Annotated in this window: 16 protein-coding genes; 10 read left to right on the plus strand and 6 right to left on the minus strand. The window is 65.5% G+C overall.

Annotation, left to right across the window (positions count from 1 at the left end; genetic code table 11):
* The first annotated feature begins 119 nt into the window (after positions 1–119).
* On the plus strand, positions 120–1454 hold the full coding sequence (aptA, locus tag QTI66_RS26575) for an omega-aminotransferase AptA (RefSeq protein WP_286563146.1): 1335 nt from the start codon (positions 120–122) through the stop codon (positions 1452–1454).
* A 34-nt stretch (positions 1455–1488) separates the two neighbouring features.
* Here aptA and QTI66_RS26580 read toward each other — a convergent pair whose 3' ends face one another.
* The 3 genes from QTI66_RS26580 to QTI66_RS26590 form a co-directional block, all read right to left on the minus strand.
* Positions 1489–2277 carry a ChaN family lipoprotein gene (locus tag QTI66_RS26580; protein ID WP_286563147.1) on the minus strand — a complete coding sequence of 263 codons (789 nt, stop codon included), beginning with the start codon at positions 2275–2277 and terminating at the stop codon, positions 1489–1491.
* Positions 2278–2535: 258 nt separating this feature from the next.
* Positions 2536–2814: a BTH_I0359 family protein gene (locus tag QTI66_RS26585; RefSeq protein WP_286563214.1), complete on the minus strand. Its 279-nt coding sequence runs from the start codon at positions 2812–2814 to the stop codon at positions 2536–2538.
* Between the two features lie 142 nt (positions 2815–2956).
* Complete coding sequence (locus tag QTI66_RS26590) at positions 2957–4132, minus strand: DUF3108 domain-containing protein (RefSeq protein ID WP_286563149.1); 1176 nt, start codon at positions 4130–4132, stop codon at positions 2957–2959.
* 128 nt (positions 4133–4260) lie between these two features.
* On the opposite strand from QTI66_RS26590, the gene QTI66_RS26595 reads away from it, so the two are divergent.
* A complete protein-coding gene (locus QTI66_RS26595; protein ID WP_286563151.1) occupies positions 4261–5334 on the plus strand; it encodes a fumarylacetoacetate hydrolase family protein in 1074 nt (357 codons plus the stop codon).
* Positions 5335–5778: 444 nt separating this feature from the next.
* Complete coding sequence (locus QTI66_RS26605; protein WP_286563153.1) at positions 5779–7035, plus strand: HipA domain-containing protein; 1257 nt, start codon at positions 5779–5781, stop codon at positions 7033–7035.
* Between the two features lie 21 nt (positions 7036–7056).
* On the opposite strand, the gene QTI66_RS26610 is transcribed toward QTI66_RS26605, so the two are convergent.
* Positions 7057–7836: a helix-turn-helix transcriptional regulator gene (locus QTI66_RS26610; RefSeq protein WP_286563155.1), complete on the minus strand. Its 780-nt coding sequence runs from the start codon at positions 7834–7836 to the stop codon at positions 7057–7059.
* 65 nt (positions 7837–7901) lie between these two features.
* Here QTI66_RS26610 and QTI66_RS26615 point away from each other — a divergent pair, with 65 nt between their 5' ends.
* From QTI66_RS26615 to QTI66_RS26625, 3 genes are read left to right on the plus strand one after another with little or no spacing between them, the layout of a single operon-like run.
* On the plus strand, positions 7902–9695 hold the full coding sequence (locus QTI66_RS26615) for an FAD-dependent monooxygenase (protein ID WP_286563156.1): 1794 nt from the start codon (positions 7902–7904) through the stop codon (positions 9693–9695).
* The gene (locus QTI66_RS26620; RefSeq protein WP_286563157.1) at positions 9692–9901 is read left to right on the plus strand and encodes a hypothetical protein; all 210 of its coding nucleotides are present in this window, start codon (positions 9692–9694) and stop codon (positions 9899–9901) included. The genes QTI66_RS26615 and QTI66_RS26620 overlap by 4 nt, the downstream gene beginning before the upstream one ends.
* Positions 9902–9954: 53 nt before the next feature.
* On the plus strand, positions 9955–10929 hold the full coding sequence (locus QTI66_RS26625; RefSeq protein ID WP_286563158.1) for a Bug family tripartite tricarboxylate transporter substrate binding protein: 975 nt from the start codon (positions 9955–9957) through the stop codon (positions 10927–10929).
* Between the two features lie 21 nt (positions 10930–10950).
* Here the strand turns inward: QTI66_RS26625 and QTI66_RS26630 are convergent, their stop codons facing one another.
* Positions 10951–11976 (minus strand): toxin-antitoxin system YwqK family antitoxin, encoded by a 1026-nt coding sequence (locus QTI66_RS26630; protein WP_286563159.1) that lies wholly within the window; start codon positions 11974–11976, stop codon positions 10951–10953.
* A complete protein-coding gene (locus tag QTI66_RS26635; RefSeq protein ID WP_286563160.1) occupies positions 11973–12383 on the minus strand; it encodes a VOC family protein in 411 nt (136 codons plus the stop codon). Before QTI66_RS26635 ends, QTI66_RS26630 begins: the two co-directional genes overlap by 4 nt.
* A gap of 70 nt (positions 12384–12453) precedes the next feature.
* Here QTI66_RS26635 and QTI66_RS26640 point away from each other — a divergent pair, with 70 nt between their 5' ends.
* From QTI66_RS26640 to QTI66_RS26660, 4 genes are all read left to right on the plus strand, one after another.
* On the plus strand, positions 12454–12813 hold the full coding sequence (locus QTI66_RS26640; protein ID WP_286563162.1) for a DUF2946 family protein: 360 nt from the start codon (positions 12454–12456) through the stop codon (positions 12811–12813).
* Positions 12814–12920: 107 nt separating this feature from the next.
* Positions 12921–15254: a TonB-dependent receptor gene (locus QTI66_RS26645; protein WP_286563163.1), complete on the plus strand. Its 2334-nt coding sequence runs from the start codon at positions 12921–12923 to the stop codon at positions 15252–15254.
* Between the two features lie 17 nt (positions 15255–15271).
* Complete coding sequence (locus tag QTI66_RS39620) at positions 15272–16174, plus strand: copper chaperone PCu(A)C domain-containing protein (protein WP_353506223.1); 903 nt, start codon at positions 15272–15274, stop codon at positions 16172–16174.
* 66 nt (positions 16175–16240) lie between these two features.
* On the plus strand, positions 16241–17002 hold the full coding sequence (locus QTI66_RS26660) for a PhaM family polyhydroxyalkanoate granule multifunctional regulatory protein (protein WP_286563165.1): 762 nt from the start codon (positions 16241–16243) through the stop codon (positions 17000–17002).
* The last annotated feature ends 1 nt before the right edge of the window (position 17003 follow it).

The raw sequence follows: 17003 nt of genomic DNA on the forward strand, positions 1-17003 counted from the left end.
CCGGCCGGTCAATACCCCCGCCGAACCCCGCATCCCGCTGCCCGGCACCTTTTCCGCCTGAAAGCGTTTGCAGTGCCAGAATGTGTGGCTCGAACAGCTTGCCGCACAGGAGCGAATTCATGGCTTACAACGATTTCAGCATGGACAACCAGTGGTTGCCCTTCACCCCCAACCGCGCCTTCAAGAAAGACCCGCGCGTCTTCGTGGCTGCCGACGGCATGGAATTCACCACGCACGACGGCAACAAGGTCATCGACGGCATCTCGTCGCTGTGGTGCGTCGGCGCGGGCCACAACCGCAAGCAGATCAACGAGGCGATCAAGAAGCAACTCGACACGCTGGACTACGCCACCGCTTTCCAGGTGAGCAACGACCAGGCCTTCAAGGCGGCCGAGATGATCGCGGCCATGGCGCCCGGCGACCTGAACAAGGTGCTGTTCTGCAATTCCGGCAGTGAAGCGGCCGACACCTCGATGAAGGTGGCGCTGGCCTACCACCGCGCGCGCGGCGAGGGCCACCGCAACCTGTTCATCGGCCGCGAGAAGGGCTACCACGGCGTGGGCTTCGGCGGCATGTCGGTGGGCGGCATTCCGGGCAATCGCAAGGTGTTCGGCTCGGCCTTCCTGCCGCGCGTGGACCACATGCGCTTCATTCACGACCCGGTGAACAACGCCTACATCCACAACCAGGAGCCGGTGTGGAACGAAGACCCGCTGGCCGACCTGGAGCAACGCATCCTGCCGCTGCACGACCCGAGCAACGTGGCGGCGATCATCGTGGAGCCGGTGGCGGGCTCGGCGGGCTGGTACCTGCCGCCCAAGGGCTACCTGCAGAAGCTGCGCGAGATCTGCGACAAGCACGGCATCCTGCTGATTTTTGATGAGGTCATCACCGGCTTCGGACGCATGGGCACCAATTTCGCGTCGGATTATTTCGGCGTGGTGCCCGACATGCTGAACTTCGCCAAGTGCGTGACCAACGGCGTGATTCCGCTGGGCGGCGTGATCTGCCGCGACAAGCTGTACGACGCGATGATGAACACCAACGCGCCGGAGCACGTGGTGGAGTTCTTCCACGGCTACACCTACTCGGGCCACCCGGTGGCGTGCGCGGCGGCGATTGCGACACTCGACCTCTTCAAGCAAGAGGGACTGTTCTCGCGCGCCGGCGAAATGGGCAAGGTGCTGGGCGATGCCTTCCACAGCACGTTCAAGGGGCTGCCGAACGTCATCGGCATTCGCAGCCTGGGCCTGGCGGCGGCGGTCGAGTTGGCGCCCATCGCCGGCTTGCCGGGCAAGCGCGCCTACGACATCTTCCTGGACTGCTTCCACAAGGGCGCGCTGGTGCGCCCGGCCGGTGACGTGCTGGTGATCGCGCCGCCGTACATAGTTGAGAAGTCGCACATCGACACGCTGGTCAACACGCTGGCGGATTCGATCAAGAAGAACGCCTGATGGGCCGCGGGCTGCACGCCGCGGTCGTTTTTGATCAGCGGCGCGTGGCCTTGAATTCTGCGCAGTAGTCGCGCTCCGGTACGGGCGGGGTGAGCCAGACGGCGTCGTAGCTTGCGGCGCTGGCTTGGGCGTGTGCGTCGCCTGCGGCCAGTTGAACGGCCTGCACGCGCACATCGGTAGGCAGGTGGCGCGGCACGCCCAGCGTCTTCACGCTGTGGCCGGCCCCGCTGACGAGCACGACGGTCTTGCCCGGAACGCGCGCTTTCATGATCGTCTGCGCCATCGCGCGGTCGCGCGCGATCTGGATGCGGGTCATGGGCAGGATCTGCTTTTCAGGGAGCATGTCGCAATGGCCCTCGCGCACCGCCTGTTGCTGGGCCTGCAATGCGTCGGCGTTGAGTTGCGCGTCGAGCGACACGTCCTCCATGGCGTCCTTCATGCGCTCGCGCGGCAAGTTGGCGCCGTATACCGGCACGCCCGCCTGCACCGCCGCCATCACGACCGGGCCGTAGGCCTTCCATGGCCAGCCGGCATCGTTCCAGTTCAGGGCTGTTTGCACCTTAGCTTCGCTGGCCGAGGCGTCGAGGTATCTCGTGTCGTTGCCTTGTTCCGCCATTTCGATGGCGAGGGCGGCGAGTTTGCCCTGCGTGGCGAGCGCCTCCACCGTTTCGCGCTCCAGGCGCTGGTGGTCGGCGGCGTCGTGCTGCTCGCCGATCAGCAGGACATCAGTGGGGAGCAGGACGTCGACCTTGCGGGTGACGGTGTCGCTTGGGGCGGGCGATCGGGCGGTCCATGAGGCGCAGCCAGCCAGCAGGAGCAACATCGTCAGAAAGACCAGCCACTTTGGGCCGGGGACGGGGCGGTGAGTGAAGTCGGGCTGCGAGCGCATCGGCCCACACTATGCGCCGAATGCAGGGCGAGGCGGAAGGTGGATGACGATCGATCCTGTGCGTCGGGAAGCGTGCTTCGCGTCAGCCACAGGTTGCGCCTTCCACGACCACTGAGACCCGCCACGAAAGCGAATCCACAAAAAATAATGGCTGCCAGAAAGCAGCCACTTACTTGCGGAGAGAGTATGCCGTCAGTGCATCAGCACCGGGTTCTGCGCCAGTTCGGCGTAGCCCTCGAGCGTGTTCTCGACTTCCTCCTCGGTGGGCGTGTTCAATTGCCAGGCGGCAATCTGCTTCTGGAAGAGTTCGGCCCAAGAGCCGTCGAGGTAAACCTCCTTGCCGGAGCGCTTGTCGACGATTTCGAAGCCGTGACGGGCCAACACCGGCAGATGCGGCGCGACCGCGACGTCATCTTCGGTCGGCTGCAGGTGCACGACGACGAAGGAGTCCGAGTCATAGAGCATTTGCATGGTTTTGAAGGTCCGGTAGTCGATGGCATTCATGATGGTTAGATAGCAATCAACGCGCCAGTTTCAAGGATGACCGACTTCGCGTAGGAATAACCGACGTAAAGACGCCATCCACGGCGCTCCCGTGCGGTTTTTCACCGGATCAGGGGTCAGAAATGCTGCGCAGTTGCAGATCGATGACATCGCCGTCGAGTTGCGTCTGCCGCATGCGCGCCGGCAGGTAGCCCAATTCGGGGGCCAACCAGAGCTCGAGCTTGTAGTCGTACTCGCTTCGTGGTGCACGGCTCAGGCGCCGCACGGAATATTCCCCGGACGGAACGGTGATCTGCTCCGTTCCTTCGACATTGAAGATCCAGACATCCGCGTCCTTGGGCCCGACGGTCTGGATGGCGATCTTGCTGCCCTCTGGATAGCGCGCCGGGTCGCCCGCGAGCATGGCGCCCAGTTGCATCACCACGCTGAGCCGGTCTTGTGCGCCCGGCAGCAGCGGCACGGTGGGGGCGTTGGTGCTGAACACGACCTTGCCCTCGTCGCGCACCAGATGCGAGGCGACCTCGGTCTTGCGCGTTTCCGAAAAGCGCGTGGGCGCGACGCCGTTGGCATCGATGCGCCCCACGCTGGTCTGGTTGCGAATCGTCTTGAACAGGATTTTGAGCGCCAACTGGGCGTTGTACTGGTTGCCGTCCTGCAGCCAGACGAGTTCGCCGAACACTCCCTTCCAGGGCTGCTGGCCACGCTGGCCAAGCAGTTCGAAAGACAGACGGGTGGATCCGTGCACCTGCAGGGCGTGCACTGCCGTGGGCGTGGTCCCCACGACGGCGCCTGCGCCGGCGCCCGAGCCGTTCGGGCCGCCGCCTGCCGCGCTGGCAGCTTCTCCCGCCGAATTGACCGGCCCGGTTTCGCCGGCGGGCGCGCTGTCACGTGGCGCCGGCGCGTCGCTTCGCGCTTGGGTGGCGGTGGCGTCCGGTGCGGCCATGACCGGCGTCGGTTCCGGCGCTGGAACCTCTTTCGGGGCGGGTTGGGGCGAAGCGCGCTGCGGCGGCGCGGCCTGCGCAGGTGGCTTGGGCTTCGGTGGGCGCTTGACTTCGACTTTCGGCGGCGGCGGGGCCGGCGGCGCAGGTTTTTCGGCCGCCGGCGCGGGCGGCGGCGCGATCACGATCGTTCGGGTGATGAACTTGTTTTCAAGGGGCAACGAATCCGTGCTGGTGGAACTCGGCATGAGGCCCAGCAGGGCGAGGTGCACCGCCACCACGAGGGCCGTCAGCCACGCCAGGGGACGCCACGCCGGGGCAGGGGTTGGGGCGGTGTGGGTTGGCATGGGGTTGAGTTGGCGGAAGCCTTGAGCTTGGAAGCGATACAGGTCGCAAGGTTCATCTCGGTACACTGCCGCCCGACCCGCTCAATCCGAGTTTAGTAGCGTCGCTCCGAGCGACTTTGGCCACAAACATGAAACTTGCCACCTACAAGGACGGCTCGCGCGACGGCCAGCTGGTCGTCGTCTCGCGCGACCTTTCGCTTGCCCACTACGCCACCGGCATCGCTTCGCGCCTGCAGCAGGTGCTGGACGACTGGGGCTTCATGAGCCCGCAGCTGCAAGACCTGTACAACGCGCTCAACCAGGGCCGCGCGCGCCACGCCTTCCCCTTCGACCCCGCCCAATGCATGGCGCCGCTGCCGCGCGCCTACCAGTGGGCCGACGGCTCGGCCTACCTCAACCATGTCGAACTGGTGCGCAAGGCGCACAACGCCGAAGTGCCGCAGACTTTCTACACCGACCCCTTGATGTACCAGGGCGGCAGCGACGATTTCATCGGCCCGTGCGACCCGATCGTCGTGGCCAACGAGGCCTTCGGCATCGACTTCGAAGCCGAGATCGCCGTCATCACCGGCGACGTGCGCATGGGCAGCACGCCCGAGCAGGCGCTGGAGGGCATTCGCCTGGTGATGCTGGCCAACGACGTGAGTCTGCGCAACCTGATCCCGGCCGAGCTGGCCAAGGGTTTCGGCTTTTTCCAGAGCAAACCGGCGACGGCGTTCAGCCCGGTCGCCGTCACGCTGGATGAAATCGGCGAGGCGTGGCAGAAGGGGCGCGTGCACCTCACGCTGCAAAGCACGTGGAACGGCCGCAAGGTCGGCATGTGCGAAGCGGGGCCGGAGATGACCTTTCACTTCGGCCAGCTCGTCGCGCACATCGCGAAGACGCGCAACGTGCGCGCCGGCAGCATCGTGGGCAGCGGTACCGTGAGCAACAAGGGCGTCGAGAAGAAGGACGGCAGCACGGAGTGGCCCAAGGGCTACAGCTGCATCGCCGAGAAGCGCTGCATCGAGACGATCCAGGAGGGGCAGCCGGCCACGGAATTCATGAAGTTCGGGGACACGATCCGGATCGAGATGAAGGGGGTAGATGGGAAGTCGCTGTTTGGGGCGATTGAGCAGGAGGTGGTGGAGGCTGGGGCGAAGAAGGCGGTGGGGCGGGCGACAGTGGCAGTGCCGGGCGCGGAGCACGCGGACGAAGACTGATTATTTGCCCCTGTGAGGTCAAAAATGTGACCTATAAGGTGGCACAACGAATATTTGATCTTATGAGGGCAAAATCTAGCCATGACTGAGGCAAAGCCATTTTTTTGACCTCATAGGGGCAATGGTGCGCCATTTTTCAAGTCGCCGTGACTAGAATGACCTGACAAGGTCAAAAATGCTAGTCACCCCACAAACCCTGCCAGATCTGGCGCAACGCCTTGCGGCGGAGCGCAAGCGCCAAGGACTGACGCGCGCGTTGGCAGCGTCCATCTGCGATGTCAGTACATCCTTCATCCGGGATGCAGAAAGCGACCCGGGCCGATGCTCCTTGGGCAAGCTCGTGCAATTGACGCGCGGCCTCGGCTTGGCAATGGACATTTCGGGCTGGCACGAAAGCCCTTCTGATGACAGAGCGGCGCCCGACCTTCCGCCCGCTGCTTCACGATGATTCGCTTGCGTGTTTGGGCGAACGCCCGTCCCATGGGCTGGTTCGGACACGCCGAAACCGGGTTCTTCTTCGAGTACGACGCTCAATGGCTGGACCAACCCGGCGGCTACGTTCTTGCGCCACAGTTCCCCTTGCAGGCTGATCGCTTTTCAGGGCATCTGGTGCGCAGCTTCTTCGAGAACCTGTTGCCGGAAGGCGAGGCGCTCGAGGATGTTGTTGCGGCAATTCATCTGCACGGGGCGTCGTCTTTCGAAATCCTGGGCCGACTGGGCGCCGAACTTCCGGGTGTGTTGTCCCTGCTTGGCGAGGCGCAGCGCCCCATGCAGTCCCAAGAGTACCGCCCATTGGCGCCTGAGGCCCTGAGCGAGCGTCTGGCACAACGCGACCATACGCCCCTGCTGGTATCCAACGCCAGCGCGACCATGTCCCTCGCCGGCGCGCAAGACAAGATCGGGCTTCGCTTCGACGCGAGGACCCAGCGCCTGAGTGACAGCGTGGGTTCATCTCCAACGACGCATATTCTCAAACCCGACACGCGCCAGGCACGCTATCGGCCCAGCGCCATCAATGAATACGCGTGCATGAAGCTCGCTCGGGCGCTGAAGCTGCCGGTGCCCGACGTGTGGTTGTTGCGCGTTCCCGAAGCGGCCTACGTCGTGGAGCGCTATGACCGAAGGGTGGTGGCGGGCAATATCGTGAGCCTGCACCAAATCGATGGCTGCCAATTGCTCGGCCACGGCAGTGCATGGAAGTACCAGCGAAGCGCCGGGCTGGTCAGCATTCCGCGCTTGGTCGAAGCGCTCAGAAACCTTCAGGTGCGCGGGAGCGACCTGGTGCAATTCCAGCGCTGGGTCATGCTCAACTACCTCATCGGCAACGCTGACGCGCATGCCAAGAATCTGTCGGTCCTCATTGACGGGCAAGGTTTCCGTGTGGCGCCCTTCTACGACCTGCTGTGCGTTCGCGCATACGGTGACTCTGGCCTTGCGCTGTACATCGGCGATGAAGACACCTTCGACGCCGTCGGCCGCCATTCGTGGGAGGCGCTTTGCGCCGACTGCGGATTCAGACTGCGCGAAACGCTCGAGCAGTTCCGCACCATGGCTTCCGCGCTGCCGCCCGCGTGGACCAAGGTTCGCGCGCAAATCGAGAAAGACAATGCGCCGACCGAAGCCGAGCGCGCCGTGCTGGACGAGATGAGCCGGATTTTCGAGTTGCACTGCAGTCACGCGCTGTCGATGACGCAGCGATGAGCCGAGCGCAGTGTGCTGCGGTCAGGGCAAAGCCGCCCCGCGCAACAACTCCTTCTGCGTCCGTATCCCCAACCGCCGGAACGCCCGGTATTGATGTGTACGCACCGTCGTCAATTCGATGCCCAACTCGCGCGCCGCTTCCTTCGCCGTGCGCCCCTTGAGCAACTGCGCAATCACCTCACGCTCGCGCAGGCTCAGCGCCAGCAGTCGCGAGGCCAATACGGGCAGCGCGGATTCCTGTGCCACCGCAGCGCTTCGCCCGTGCGCTGCGGTGGCACCGGCCAGCAACTCCGCATGCGCCTCGATGGACCCGAAATCCCCCGCACCGAATTCCGGTTGCGCCAGGCTGCGATAAAAACTCACCGCAGCGCGCTGCCCCGTGGGCAACAGCAACAGCACTGACGCCCGCTCGCGAATGCCAACGTCACCATAGCAAGCCGCGCGATATGCAGGATCCACCACGTCTTCCCCACGCTGATGCGCCATCCACAGTTGCGGTCGCTTGGGCGGTGTGCGACCCGCGAGCCACACCATGTTGGCGTCGGCCAGGTCGAATCGCTGCGCCACATAGCGTTCGGCGGTGCGTTCGGCCGTGGTGCCGTAGCTGCTCGCGGCGGACACGGTTTCGATGCGGCCGTCGCCCGCCACAGCAAACACCGTGCAGAAGGTGACGGGCAGTACCCGGTGCATGGCGGCTAGGTAGCTCGCCGCCAGGTGTGGCGTGCCCACCCCCTCCAGCACGCCGCTCACGACGGATGAGGCGACGTGGCCGGGAGGAGGGTGAAGACGCCAGCGACGCATAGGGTTTGTGCTTCGTACGAAGTTACGACAACCGCGATGGTGTGCCATCCGGACAATCCCTTCGCATGACATCCGCCGCAACCCTTTCAACGCCCACCGCCCGCGCAGGCGACGCCGCCAGCGGACCCCTTCCGCCGTTGGCGGACCAGGCACTCCCGCCATCGGTGGGGGCCTTCCACTACACGCGCTTCGCGACGTGGCTGCCGCCGCTGGAGGGCGGGATGGAACCCGGTCGCCATCCGGTGGTGATCGTCGGCGGCGGACCCGTGGGCATGGCCACCGCCCTGGGTCTGGCCAACCACGGCGTGCGCAGCGTCATCCTCGAAGCCGACGACACGGTGTGCGTCGGTAGTCGTGCCGCCTGCGTGTCGCGCCGCAGCCTGGAAATCGTCGAACGCCTGGGCGCGTTGCCGGACTTTCTGAACAAGGGCCTGCCGTGGACGGGCGGGCGCAGCTTCTACAAGACGCAGGAAGTGTTCCGCTTCGAGATGCCGCACGACGAGCGCCAGAAGCTGCCGCCCATGATCAACCTCGAGCAGTACTACATCGAGCAATATTTGCTGGACGAGATCTTCAGGCGCAACGTCGCGACGCCCGGACTCATCGATGTGCGCTGGGGCACCGAGCTCACCGAATTCACGCAGGAGGACGCCGGCCTCACCCTGCATGCCCGCAACGCGCTGGGCGCCTACGCACTGCATGCCGCATGGATGGTCGCGTGCGACGGCGGTCAAAGCCTCGTGCGCAAGCAATTGGGACTCAACCTCGAAGGCACGGGCTACGAGGGGCGCTACGTCATCATCGACATCGAGCTGCACAGCTCGCATCCGACCGAGCGGCGCGCGTGGTTCGATCCGCCGTGGAATCCGGGCTCGACAGTGCTGATGCATCGGCAGCCCGACGACATCTGGCGCATCGACTATCAATTGCGCGCGGGCCAGGACACCGGGACCGCCCTGCAGCCGGAGAATGTGCGCGCCTTCGTCACCCGGCACCTCGAAGCCATCGGCGAGGGACACCTGCCGTGGAAGACGGTGTGGACCTCGGTCTACCGCGCCGGCGCGATGACGCTGGACAGCTATCGCCACGGCAAGGGCGGACGCATTCTCTTTGCCGGCAACGCGGCGCATGCAATGCCCATCTTCGGCGTGCGCGGCCTCAATTCCGGCTTCGACGACGCGGACAACCTGGCGTGGAAGCTGGCGCTGGTGGCGCGCGGCGTGTCAGATGCGTCGCTGCTCGACAGCTATTCGCAGGAGCGCATTGCCGCCTTTCACATCAACGCAGAAAGCGCGATGCGCAGCACCGAATTCATGTCGCCGCCCTCGCGCGGATTCGACCTGTTGCGCGAGGCAGCGCTCTCGCTGTCGGGCGCTCATCGGGGCATCGCCAACCTCATCAATCCGCGGCAGACGCAGGCGGTGCAGTACGCCGGTTCAGCGCTGTCCTTCGAAAGCGACGCGTTGCCCACTGGCCCGCTTCCCGGCGAAGCCATGCCCGAGCAGGCACTGGACGGCGATCTTCACCTGACCGACCTGATTGGCCCGACGTTCACCGTGCTGGCCTTTCGCACGGCGGATGCGTCCGATGCGCAAAGCGAATCGATGCAAGCCTGCGCCGCCGACGTGGCGCGCGCACAGGCGCTGGGGCTGCCGGTGGTGCTGCGCGAACTGCACATGCGACCCGAGCAGCACGACGCCTTCGCGGCGCTCGGCGCGCAGCAAGGCGCCGTCTATCTGCTGCGCCCCGACGGCCATGTGGCAGCGCGCTGGCGCGCCCCCGCGCCCGGCGCATTGGCACAGGCCTTGGCCACCGCCGCCGCCCTTCCAGTCCTCGCCCAAGTCAAGGAGACCGCATGACTGCACTGCCCACCGACGCCCGCGACCGCGTGTACGCGGAGTGCGCACGCGCCATCACCGAAGCGGGGCCGCAGCGCGAATCGCTCTTTCTTGCACGCCTTGCACTGCTCCTGTTCGAGCAGGTGGGCGACGAAGCCCGATGCAACGCTGCGCTGGCGCAGGCGCTCGACGGACTCCCGATACCATCGCTGTCCGCAGATGCCTGACCGGCGCCATCTTCCGCATTCCCTCGTTCGATAAATATCAGGAGACTCCCTTGATGGATCGCAGACAACTCATCGCCGGCCTCGCGGCCACTGGCGCCACGCTCGCCGCGCCATGGGCACGCGCGCAGAACTACCCCGACCAGGTGATCAAGTGGGTCGTTCCCTATCCGGCCGGCGGCGGCACCGACGTGATTGCGCGCACGCTGGCCGAAGCCATGCGCCAGCCGCTGGGCCAGCAGATCGTCGTGGACAACCGGCCCGGTGCGTCCACCAACATCGGCTCGGAAATCGTGGCCAGGTCCAAGCCGGACGGCTACACGCTGATGTCGGCCGACAACGCCTTGCTGGCGTTCAACGAATTCCTGTTCACCAAGCTGCCCTTCAACCCGCAGAAGGACTTCAGCTACATCGGCGCGATCGGCAAGTTTCCGCTGGCGCTGGTGGTGCACCCCGACTTTCCGGCGCAAGACTTCAAGGCCTTCCTGGCCTACGTCAAGGCCAATCCCGGCAAGGTCAACTACGCATCGCCGGGCAACGGCTCGCCGCACCACCTGGCGATGGAGATGTTCAAGAACCGCACGGGCACCTTCATCACGCACATCCCCTATCGCGGCGCGGCGCCCGCCATGGCCGACGTGATGGGCGGCCAGGTGCCGTGCATGTTCCTGGACCTGGCCTCGGGCCTCTCGATCATGCAATCGGGCAAGGTGCGGGTGCTCGCCATCGGCACGGGTCAGCGCTCGAAGCTCTTGCCCAACGTGCCGACGCTGGCCGAAATGGGCGTACCCAACAGCGAGGTGTTCGCCTTCCAGGGCGTGGTTGGCCCTGCCGGGCTGCCTGCGCCCATCGTCAACCGGCTCAACGTCGAGCTGAACAAGTCCTTCGGCGTGCCCGCCGTCCAGAAGCGGTTTGCGGACTTCGGCATGGAAGCGACGCCCGGTTCGCCCGAGCAGTTCCGCGCCATGGCGATTGCCGAAGCCCAGCGCTGGGGCCCGATCATCAAGGCCGCCGGCATCAAGCTGGACTGATCGCGAATGGGCCGCTGCGCGTCACTGCGCGCCGGCCTTGCGCGTGCCATCGGGCGCCACCGCTTGGTCGTGAACCTGCGCGCCACTGTCGTCAAACGTGCGCTCGCGCGTGGCCTGGCCTTTGGCGTCGTAGGTGGACTCGGTCACCAGCGTGCCCTTGTCGTTGAAGCGGCGGTGAATGCCGATGGGCAGCAGCGGTGCGCGGGCTGGCGCCAGAAAGCGTCCTTGCGCGGCACGCTGCCCGTTGTCGTGGAATTCCGTTACGTCGGCCACGCGTGAGTCGCCCCGGCCGCTGTAGCTGACCTTGCTGCGCGGCTTGCCGTCGACGGAGTAGCTGTCGTCGCGCAGCGGTTCGCCGGCGTCGTCCCATTGCTGGTCGCGCACGAGGATGCCTTTTTCAGAGAACTCCTCTTCGCGCTGCTTCACCACCCCGCCGCGGTCGAGCACGGCGAAAACCACTTCGAGTCGCTTGATGCCTTCGGACGAAAAGCGCCGCTCCACGCGCCGCTTGCCGTTGAACTCCTCCTGCGTCGCGACCTTGCCGTTGTCGTACAGGCTCTCCGAGCGCAGGCGCTTGCCGTTCAGCCAGGTGATGCGCGAGCGCAGCAATCCGTTGATGTCGAACAGTTCGACCGTGGAAGTCGTCTTGCCGAAGCCGCACAGCCTGGCGTCGTCCACCACGGGCGCGAGCAGCGGCTTGTCGGCACAGCGGAGCAGCGAGAGTTGTCCGCGCGGGGTGAATTCGGCGACTGCGCGGTCCGCACCCGATTCGTCGCGGAAGGACACGCGGCGCAAGCTGCCGTCGGGATGAAAGTTTCGGATCAGGCCGACTTCATGCCCGTCGTCAAGGGTCGATTCGCTCGCCAGCTTGCCGGTGTCGCGGTCCTTGCAGCGCATGACGCCGCTCTTGTCCGCCAGGCTTTTGGCGTCGACGGGATTCACCGCCTTGCCATCGATGTCGCAATCCAGTTGTGCCGCCGCGTGCGCGCTGCCGGCGTTGAAGGCCAACGCCAGCAATACCGTTGCGCAAGCGGTGGCGTGCTTCATGTCGCGTAGACGGTGTCGAGCGACTTGAATCCCTTGATTTCGAGCGGGTTGCCGAAAGGATCGCAAAAGAACATCGTCCATTGCTCGCCCGGCTGGCCCACGAAGCGGGACTGCGGCGGCAACACGAATTGCGTTCCCGCGGCTTGCAGGCGCTCGGCGAGCGCTTGCCATTCATCCAGTTGCAAGGCGAGGCCGAAGTGCGGCATGGGCACCATGACATTGCCGACCTTGCCGGTCAGGGTGGTGGTGAAGGGCTCGCCCAGGTGCAGCGAGATCTGGTGGCCGAAAAAATCGAAGTCCACCCACGTGTCGGTGCTGCGACCTTCGGCGCATCCGAGCACGTTGCCGTAGAAGCCGCGCGCCACGTCCAGGTCGCGCACATGAAAGGCAAGGTGAAATATGGACATGTGTGAATTCGTGAAGTTTGTCGCGTTATTGTCTATCCATGTGAGCGCTGGCGCATAATTTCGACTTCCCATGAATGCCTTTCGACAACTCCACCAACTCGGCCGCCTCGTGCTGCTGTGGTTCGTGCTGTCGCTGGGTGTGGCGGTTGCGGCGCCTGTCGTGCATCCGCAAGCCATGGAACTCGTTTGCTCCAGCGCCGGTGCCGTCAAGGTCATCGTCAAGGGCGACGACGGCGCGCGCGAACTGGGCGCGAGCCATGTGGACTGCCCGCTGTGCGTGCTGACGGGGGCCCCGCCACCGCGCGCCGATGCGGGAACGTTCGATCTTCCTCTCCCGCTGGGGCGCGTGCTCCAGTCGATTCCCGCGGCGCGTCTTGCCGCCGCGACCGCTGCGCCCTTGCCGGCGCGCGGGCCGCCCTCTCTTTCCTGATCTGAATCCGGCCCCGTAGCGCGCCGCGCCCCTGATCGGGCAGCGGTGCCGCGGCCCTTTCTTGAATCAGAACAGCGTCCCAAGAGGCGCCGGGGAGAGGTAACAAAGTGAACAAGAGCATTCTTTCGCTTGCGCTCGGCGCAGCATTTCCATGGGCGGCATTGCCGGCATCGGCGCAAGACAACCCGCAGCAGGACACTGTCGTCGCGGCTGCCGAAACCCCGGAGCGCACCAAGGCGCTCGGCGTCGTGACCGTCAGCGGCGGGCGGCCAACGTCGTTGCCCACGCAGATTCCGACGACCATCGAAGGCGTCACGCGCGAGGACATCGAGACGCGCATCAACGCCACGGACAGCGAGGACGCGCTCAAGTACCTGCCGAGCCTGTTGGTTCGCAAGCGCTACATCGGCGACTACAACCACGCCATCCTGTCGACGCGGGCGTCGGGCACTGGCAACAGCGCGCGCTCGGCGGTGTACGCCGACGGCATCCTGCTGTCGAACTACCTGGGCAACGGCATCGCCAACGGCACCAACTACGCGCCGCGCTGGGGCATGGTGACGCCGGAGGAAATCGATCGTGTCGACGTCATGTACGGGCCTTTCTCCGCCGCGTACCCCGGCAATTCGGCCGGCGCCGTGGTGGACTACGTGACGCGCATGCCGACGCAACTCGAAGCGCACGTCGGGGCAGGCTATTCGTCGCAGCCCTTTGACTTGTACAACACGAAGCAGACCTTCAACAGCTGGCAGACCAGTGCGTCGCTGGGCAGCAAGAGCGGTGACTGGTCGTGGTGGATCGACCTCAACCACACCAACAGCCAGGGGCAGCCACTGACCTTCACGACGGCCACCGTTGCATCGGGCACGCCGGGCAGCGCGGGCGTGCCCGTGACAGGCTATGTGCCGGGGCTCAACACCACCAACACGCCGTGGTACATCCTGGGCACGGGCACGCAGTACCACACGGTGCAGGACCACGCGAAGCTCAAGCTGGCTTATGACTTTTCGCCCACCGTGCGGGCGGCGTACACCCTTGGCGTCTGGCAGAACACTTCGGAAGGGCGCCCTGCAAGCTACTTGAGCAACGCTGCCGGGCAACCGGTCTACAGCGGCCCCATCAACATTGCGGGGCGCACCTACAACCTGTCGCCCACGGCGTTTCCGCTCAGCAACGACAGCCAGACGCACTACATGCACGGCCTCTCGGTCAAGAGCAATACGCAGGGCGAGTGGGACTGGGAAGTCGCCGCCAGCCTGTATGACTACGCGAAGGACCAGCAACGGGTGCCGACGGTATCTCTGCCGGAGGCGGCCACCGGTGGCGCCGGCACGCTGCAAGACCAGGACGGCACCGGCTGGAACACCCTGGCCGCCAGAGGTACCTGGCGGCCGCAGGGCGTGGGCGGCACGCACATCGTCGACTTCGGCATCGGGCGCGATGCGTACAAGCTGACCATCCTGAAAACCAGTGTGGCCGGCAGTTGGCTCGATGGCGCCTCGTCGGGCTCACTCGTCAGCGACGTCGGCGGACGCACGCAAACCCTCAACGCATGGGCGCAGGACGCGTGGTCCTTCGCGCCGAAATGGAAAGCGGTGCTGGGCCTTCGCTACGAAGACTGGAGCGCATCGGATGGCTTCAGCGCCGTGCCCAACAACAGTCTGGCCTACCCCAAGCGCACCGAGTCGGACCTCTCGCCCAAGGCGGCACTGGCTTACCAGTTGACCGCGGACACCGTGCTGAAGGGATCGCTGGGTCGGGCGGTCCGCTACCCCACCGTGGGCGAGCTGTATGGCGCGACGTCGGGTCCTGCGCTTTCCTTCATCAACGATCCGAACCTCCAGCCGGAGAAGTCGTGGACGGGCGAGCTCACGGCCGAAAAGGACCTGGGAAATGGCCTGGCGCGCGCCACGGTGTTTGGCGAAACCACGCAGGACGCGCTCTACAGCCAGTTGATTCCCAACACGACCATCTCGCGCGTGCAGAACATCGACAAGGTGCGCACCACAGGCTTCGAGCTGGCCTACACCGGCCAGGACGTGTGGATGAAGGGCCTGGACCTGGGCGCCAGCCTGACCTATGCCCACTCGAGGATCGTTGCGAACGCCGCCTTTCCGGCGAGCGTGGGCAAGTGGCAACCCCGCGTGCCCGACTGGCGTTCGACCGTGTACGCCACTTACCGGCCGGATGCACACTGGGCGCTGACCGTGGCTGCGCGCTACAGCGGCCAGCAGTACTCGCAACTGGACAATAGCGACGTCAACGGCGACGCCTATTTCGGCGCCAGCAAATATTTCGTGGTCGACTTGCGCGCGCGCTATCAGATCAACAAGCAGTGGTCGGCCGCCTTCGGCATCGACAACGCCAACAACGAGCAGTACTGGAACTTCCACCCGTACCCGCAACGCACCTACATGGCCGAACTTCGCTTCGACCTTTGAAAACTGGAGAGAACTTCATGAGCCGATTCCCAGCCATCGCATCCCTTGCCGCCGTTTGCGCGGCCCTTGTTGGCGCGCCAGCGTCGGCCCACGTCACCCTGCCGGCCGGCGGCGCGGCGGCGGGCAGCGAATACGACGCGGCCTTTCGCGTCGGCCACGCCTGCAAGGACGCGACTGCCACCACCGGCATCACGGTGAAGGTGCCGGAAGGCTTCACCGTCATCAAGCACACGCCGCGCAGCGGGTGGACCTTGAGCGCCACGCCCGGCGAGCTGAGCTGGAAAGCCGATTCACCGCAGTCCGCCTTGCCCAGCAAGGAGGCCACGGAATTCATCGTGCGCGGCAAGCTCACGGACAAGCCCGGCACGCTGTGGTTCAAGGTGCTCCAGACCTGCGATGCAGGCAGCGCCGACTGGGCGCAATTGCCGGTGGCCAACTCGACCCAGAAGCTGGAGTTCCCCGCCGCGCGGCTGGACGTGCTGGCCCGCGGCGTGGCTGCCGTCGATGTGCGCGACGCGTGGGTGCGGCCCGCGGTGCCCGGCCAGAGCGGAACGGGGGCCTTCATGAAGCTCAACGCGCCTTCGGGCGCCCGACTGGTGGGCGTGGCCACGCCGGCCGCCGGTGTCGCCGAGGTTCACGAAATGAAGATGGAAGGCGACACCATGCGCATGCGCGAGGTCAAGGGCGGGCTCGAACTGCCGGCCCGCCAGGCGGTGGAACTCAAGCCCGGGGGCTACCACCTCATGCTCATGGACCTGAAGCAGCCCTTGGCCAAGGGCGCGACCGTTCCCATGACGCTCAGCTTCGAGGATGCGAGCGGCGCCAGGAGTTCGCTCCAGCTCAACGTCCCCGTGGGCATGCCCGAGGGCGCGACGCCTGATGCCGCACCGGCGGCCGCCGAGCATCAGCACAAGCACTGACCAAACTGGCTTCAGGCGGGGTATAAGCTGCGTGGGCCAAAACAACACCCGCATGGGAGACTATCAATGAGCGAGAAGCAGCCTTTTTCCTTCAGCCAGTTCGTACCCGGATTCGACTTCCTGAAGAATCTCGCGGCGGGAAGTGGCAACGATCCCGCCACCGGCAAGCCGTCGATTCCCGGTCTGTCGGGCATCCCGAACATTCCAGGCGTCTCGAACTGGATCGCGCCCACCCTGAGTGTTGAAGAGGTCGACAAGCGCATCAAGGAACTCAAGACGGTGCAGTTCTGGCTCGAGCAGAACCTGTACGCGCTCAAGGCCACCATCCAGGCACTCGAAGTGCAAAAGATGACGCTCTCCACCCTGCGCGGCATGAACTTGCGCATGGAGGACCTGGCCAACGTCTTCACCAGCGCAGCGACCGGGGCTTCGGCCAAGACCGCCGAGGCCAAGCCGGAACCCGAAAAGGAAAAGGAAAAGCCGAGATCGAGGTTCGCGCAGCCCGAGCCCGAGCCCGAAGTCGAGGAGACTGAGGAAGAAGACGAGGCTGAAGACGAGGCCCAGGCCGGCAATGACAGCGCGTCTACTGCCAAGGGCGGCGACAAGGGCGGCGGCGTGGTCGACCCGATGCAATGGTGGGGCGCACTGACCCAGCAGTTCCAGGAAATTGCCGGCTCCGCGCTGTCCGAGGCCGCCAATCTCAAGATGCCCACGGCGCTCACGCCGAAAGCCGCGAAGAAGGCTGCACCCGCCAGGAAGAAGGCGCCCGCCGCGAAAAAGGCGAGCGCTACGCGAAAGCGCGCCGCCAGGCCCGCCCGCAAGCGCTAGC

Origin of the sequence: Variovorax brevis, from assembly GCF_030317105.1 — a bacterium.
Classification (GTDB): Bacteria; Pseudomonadota; Gammaproteobacteria; order Burkholderiales; family Burkholderiaceae_C; genus Variovorax; species Variovorax brevis.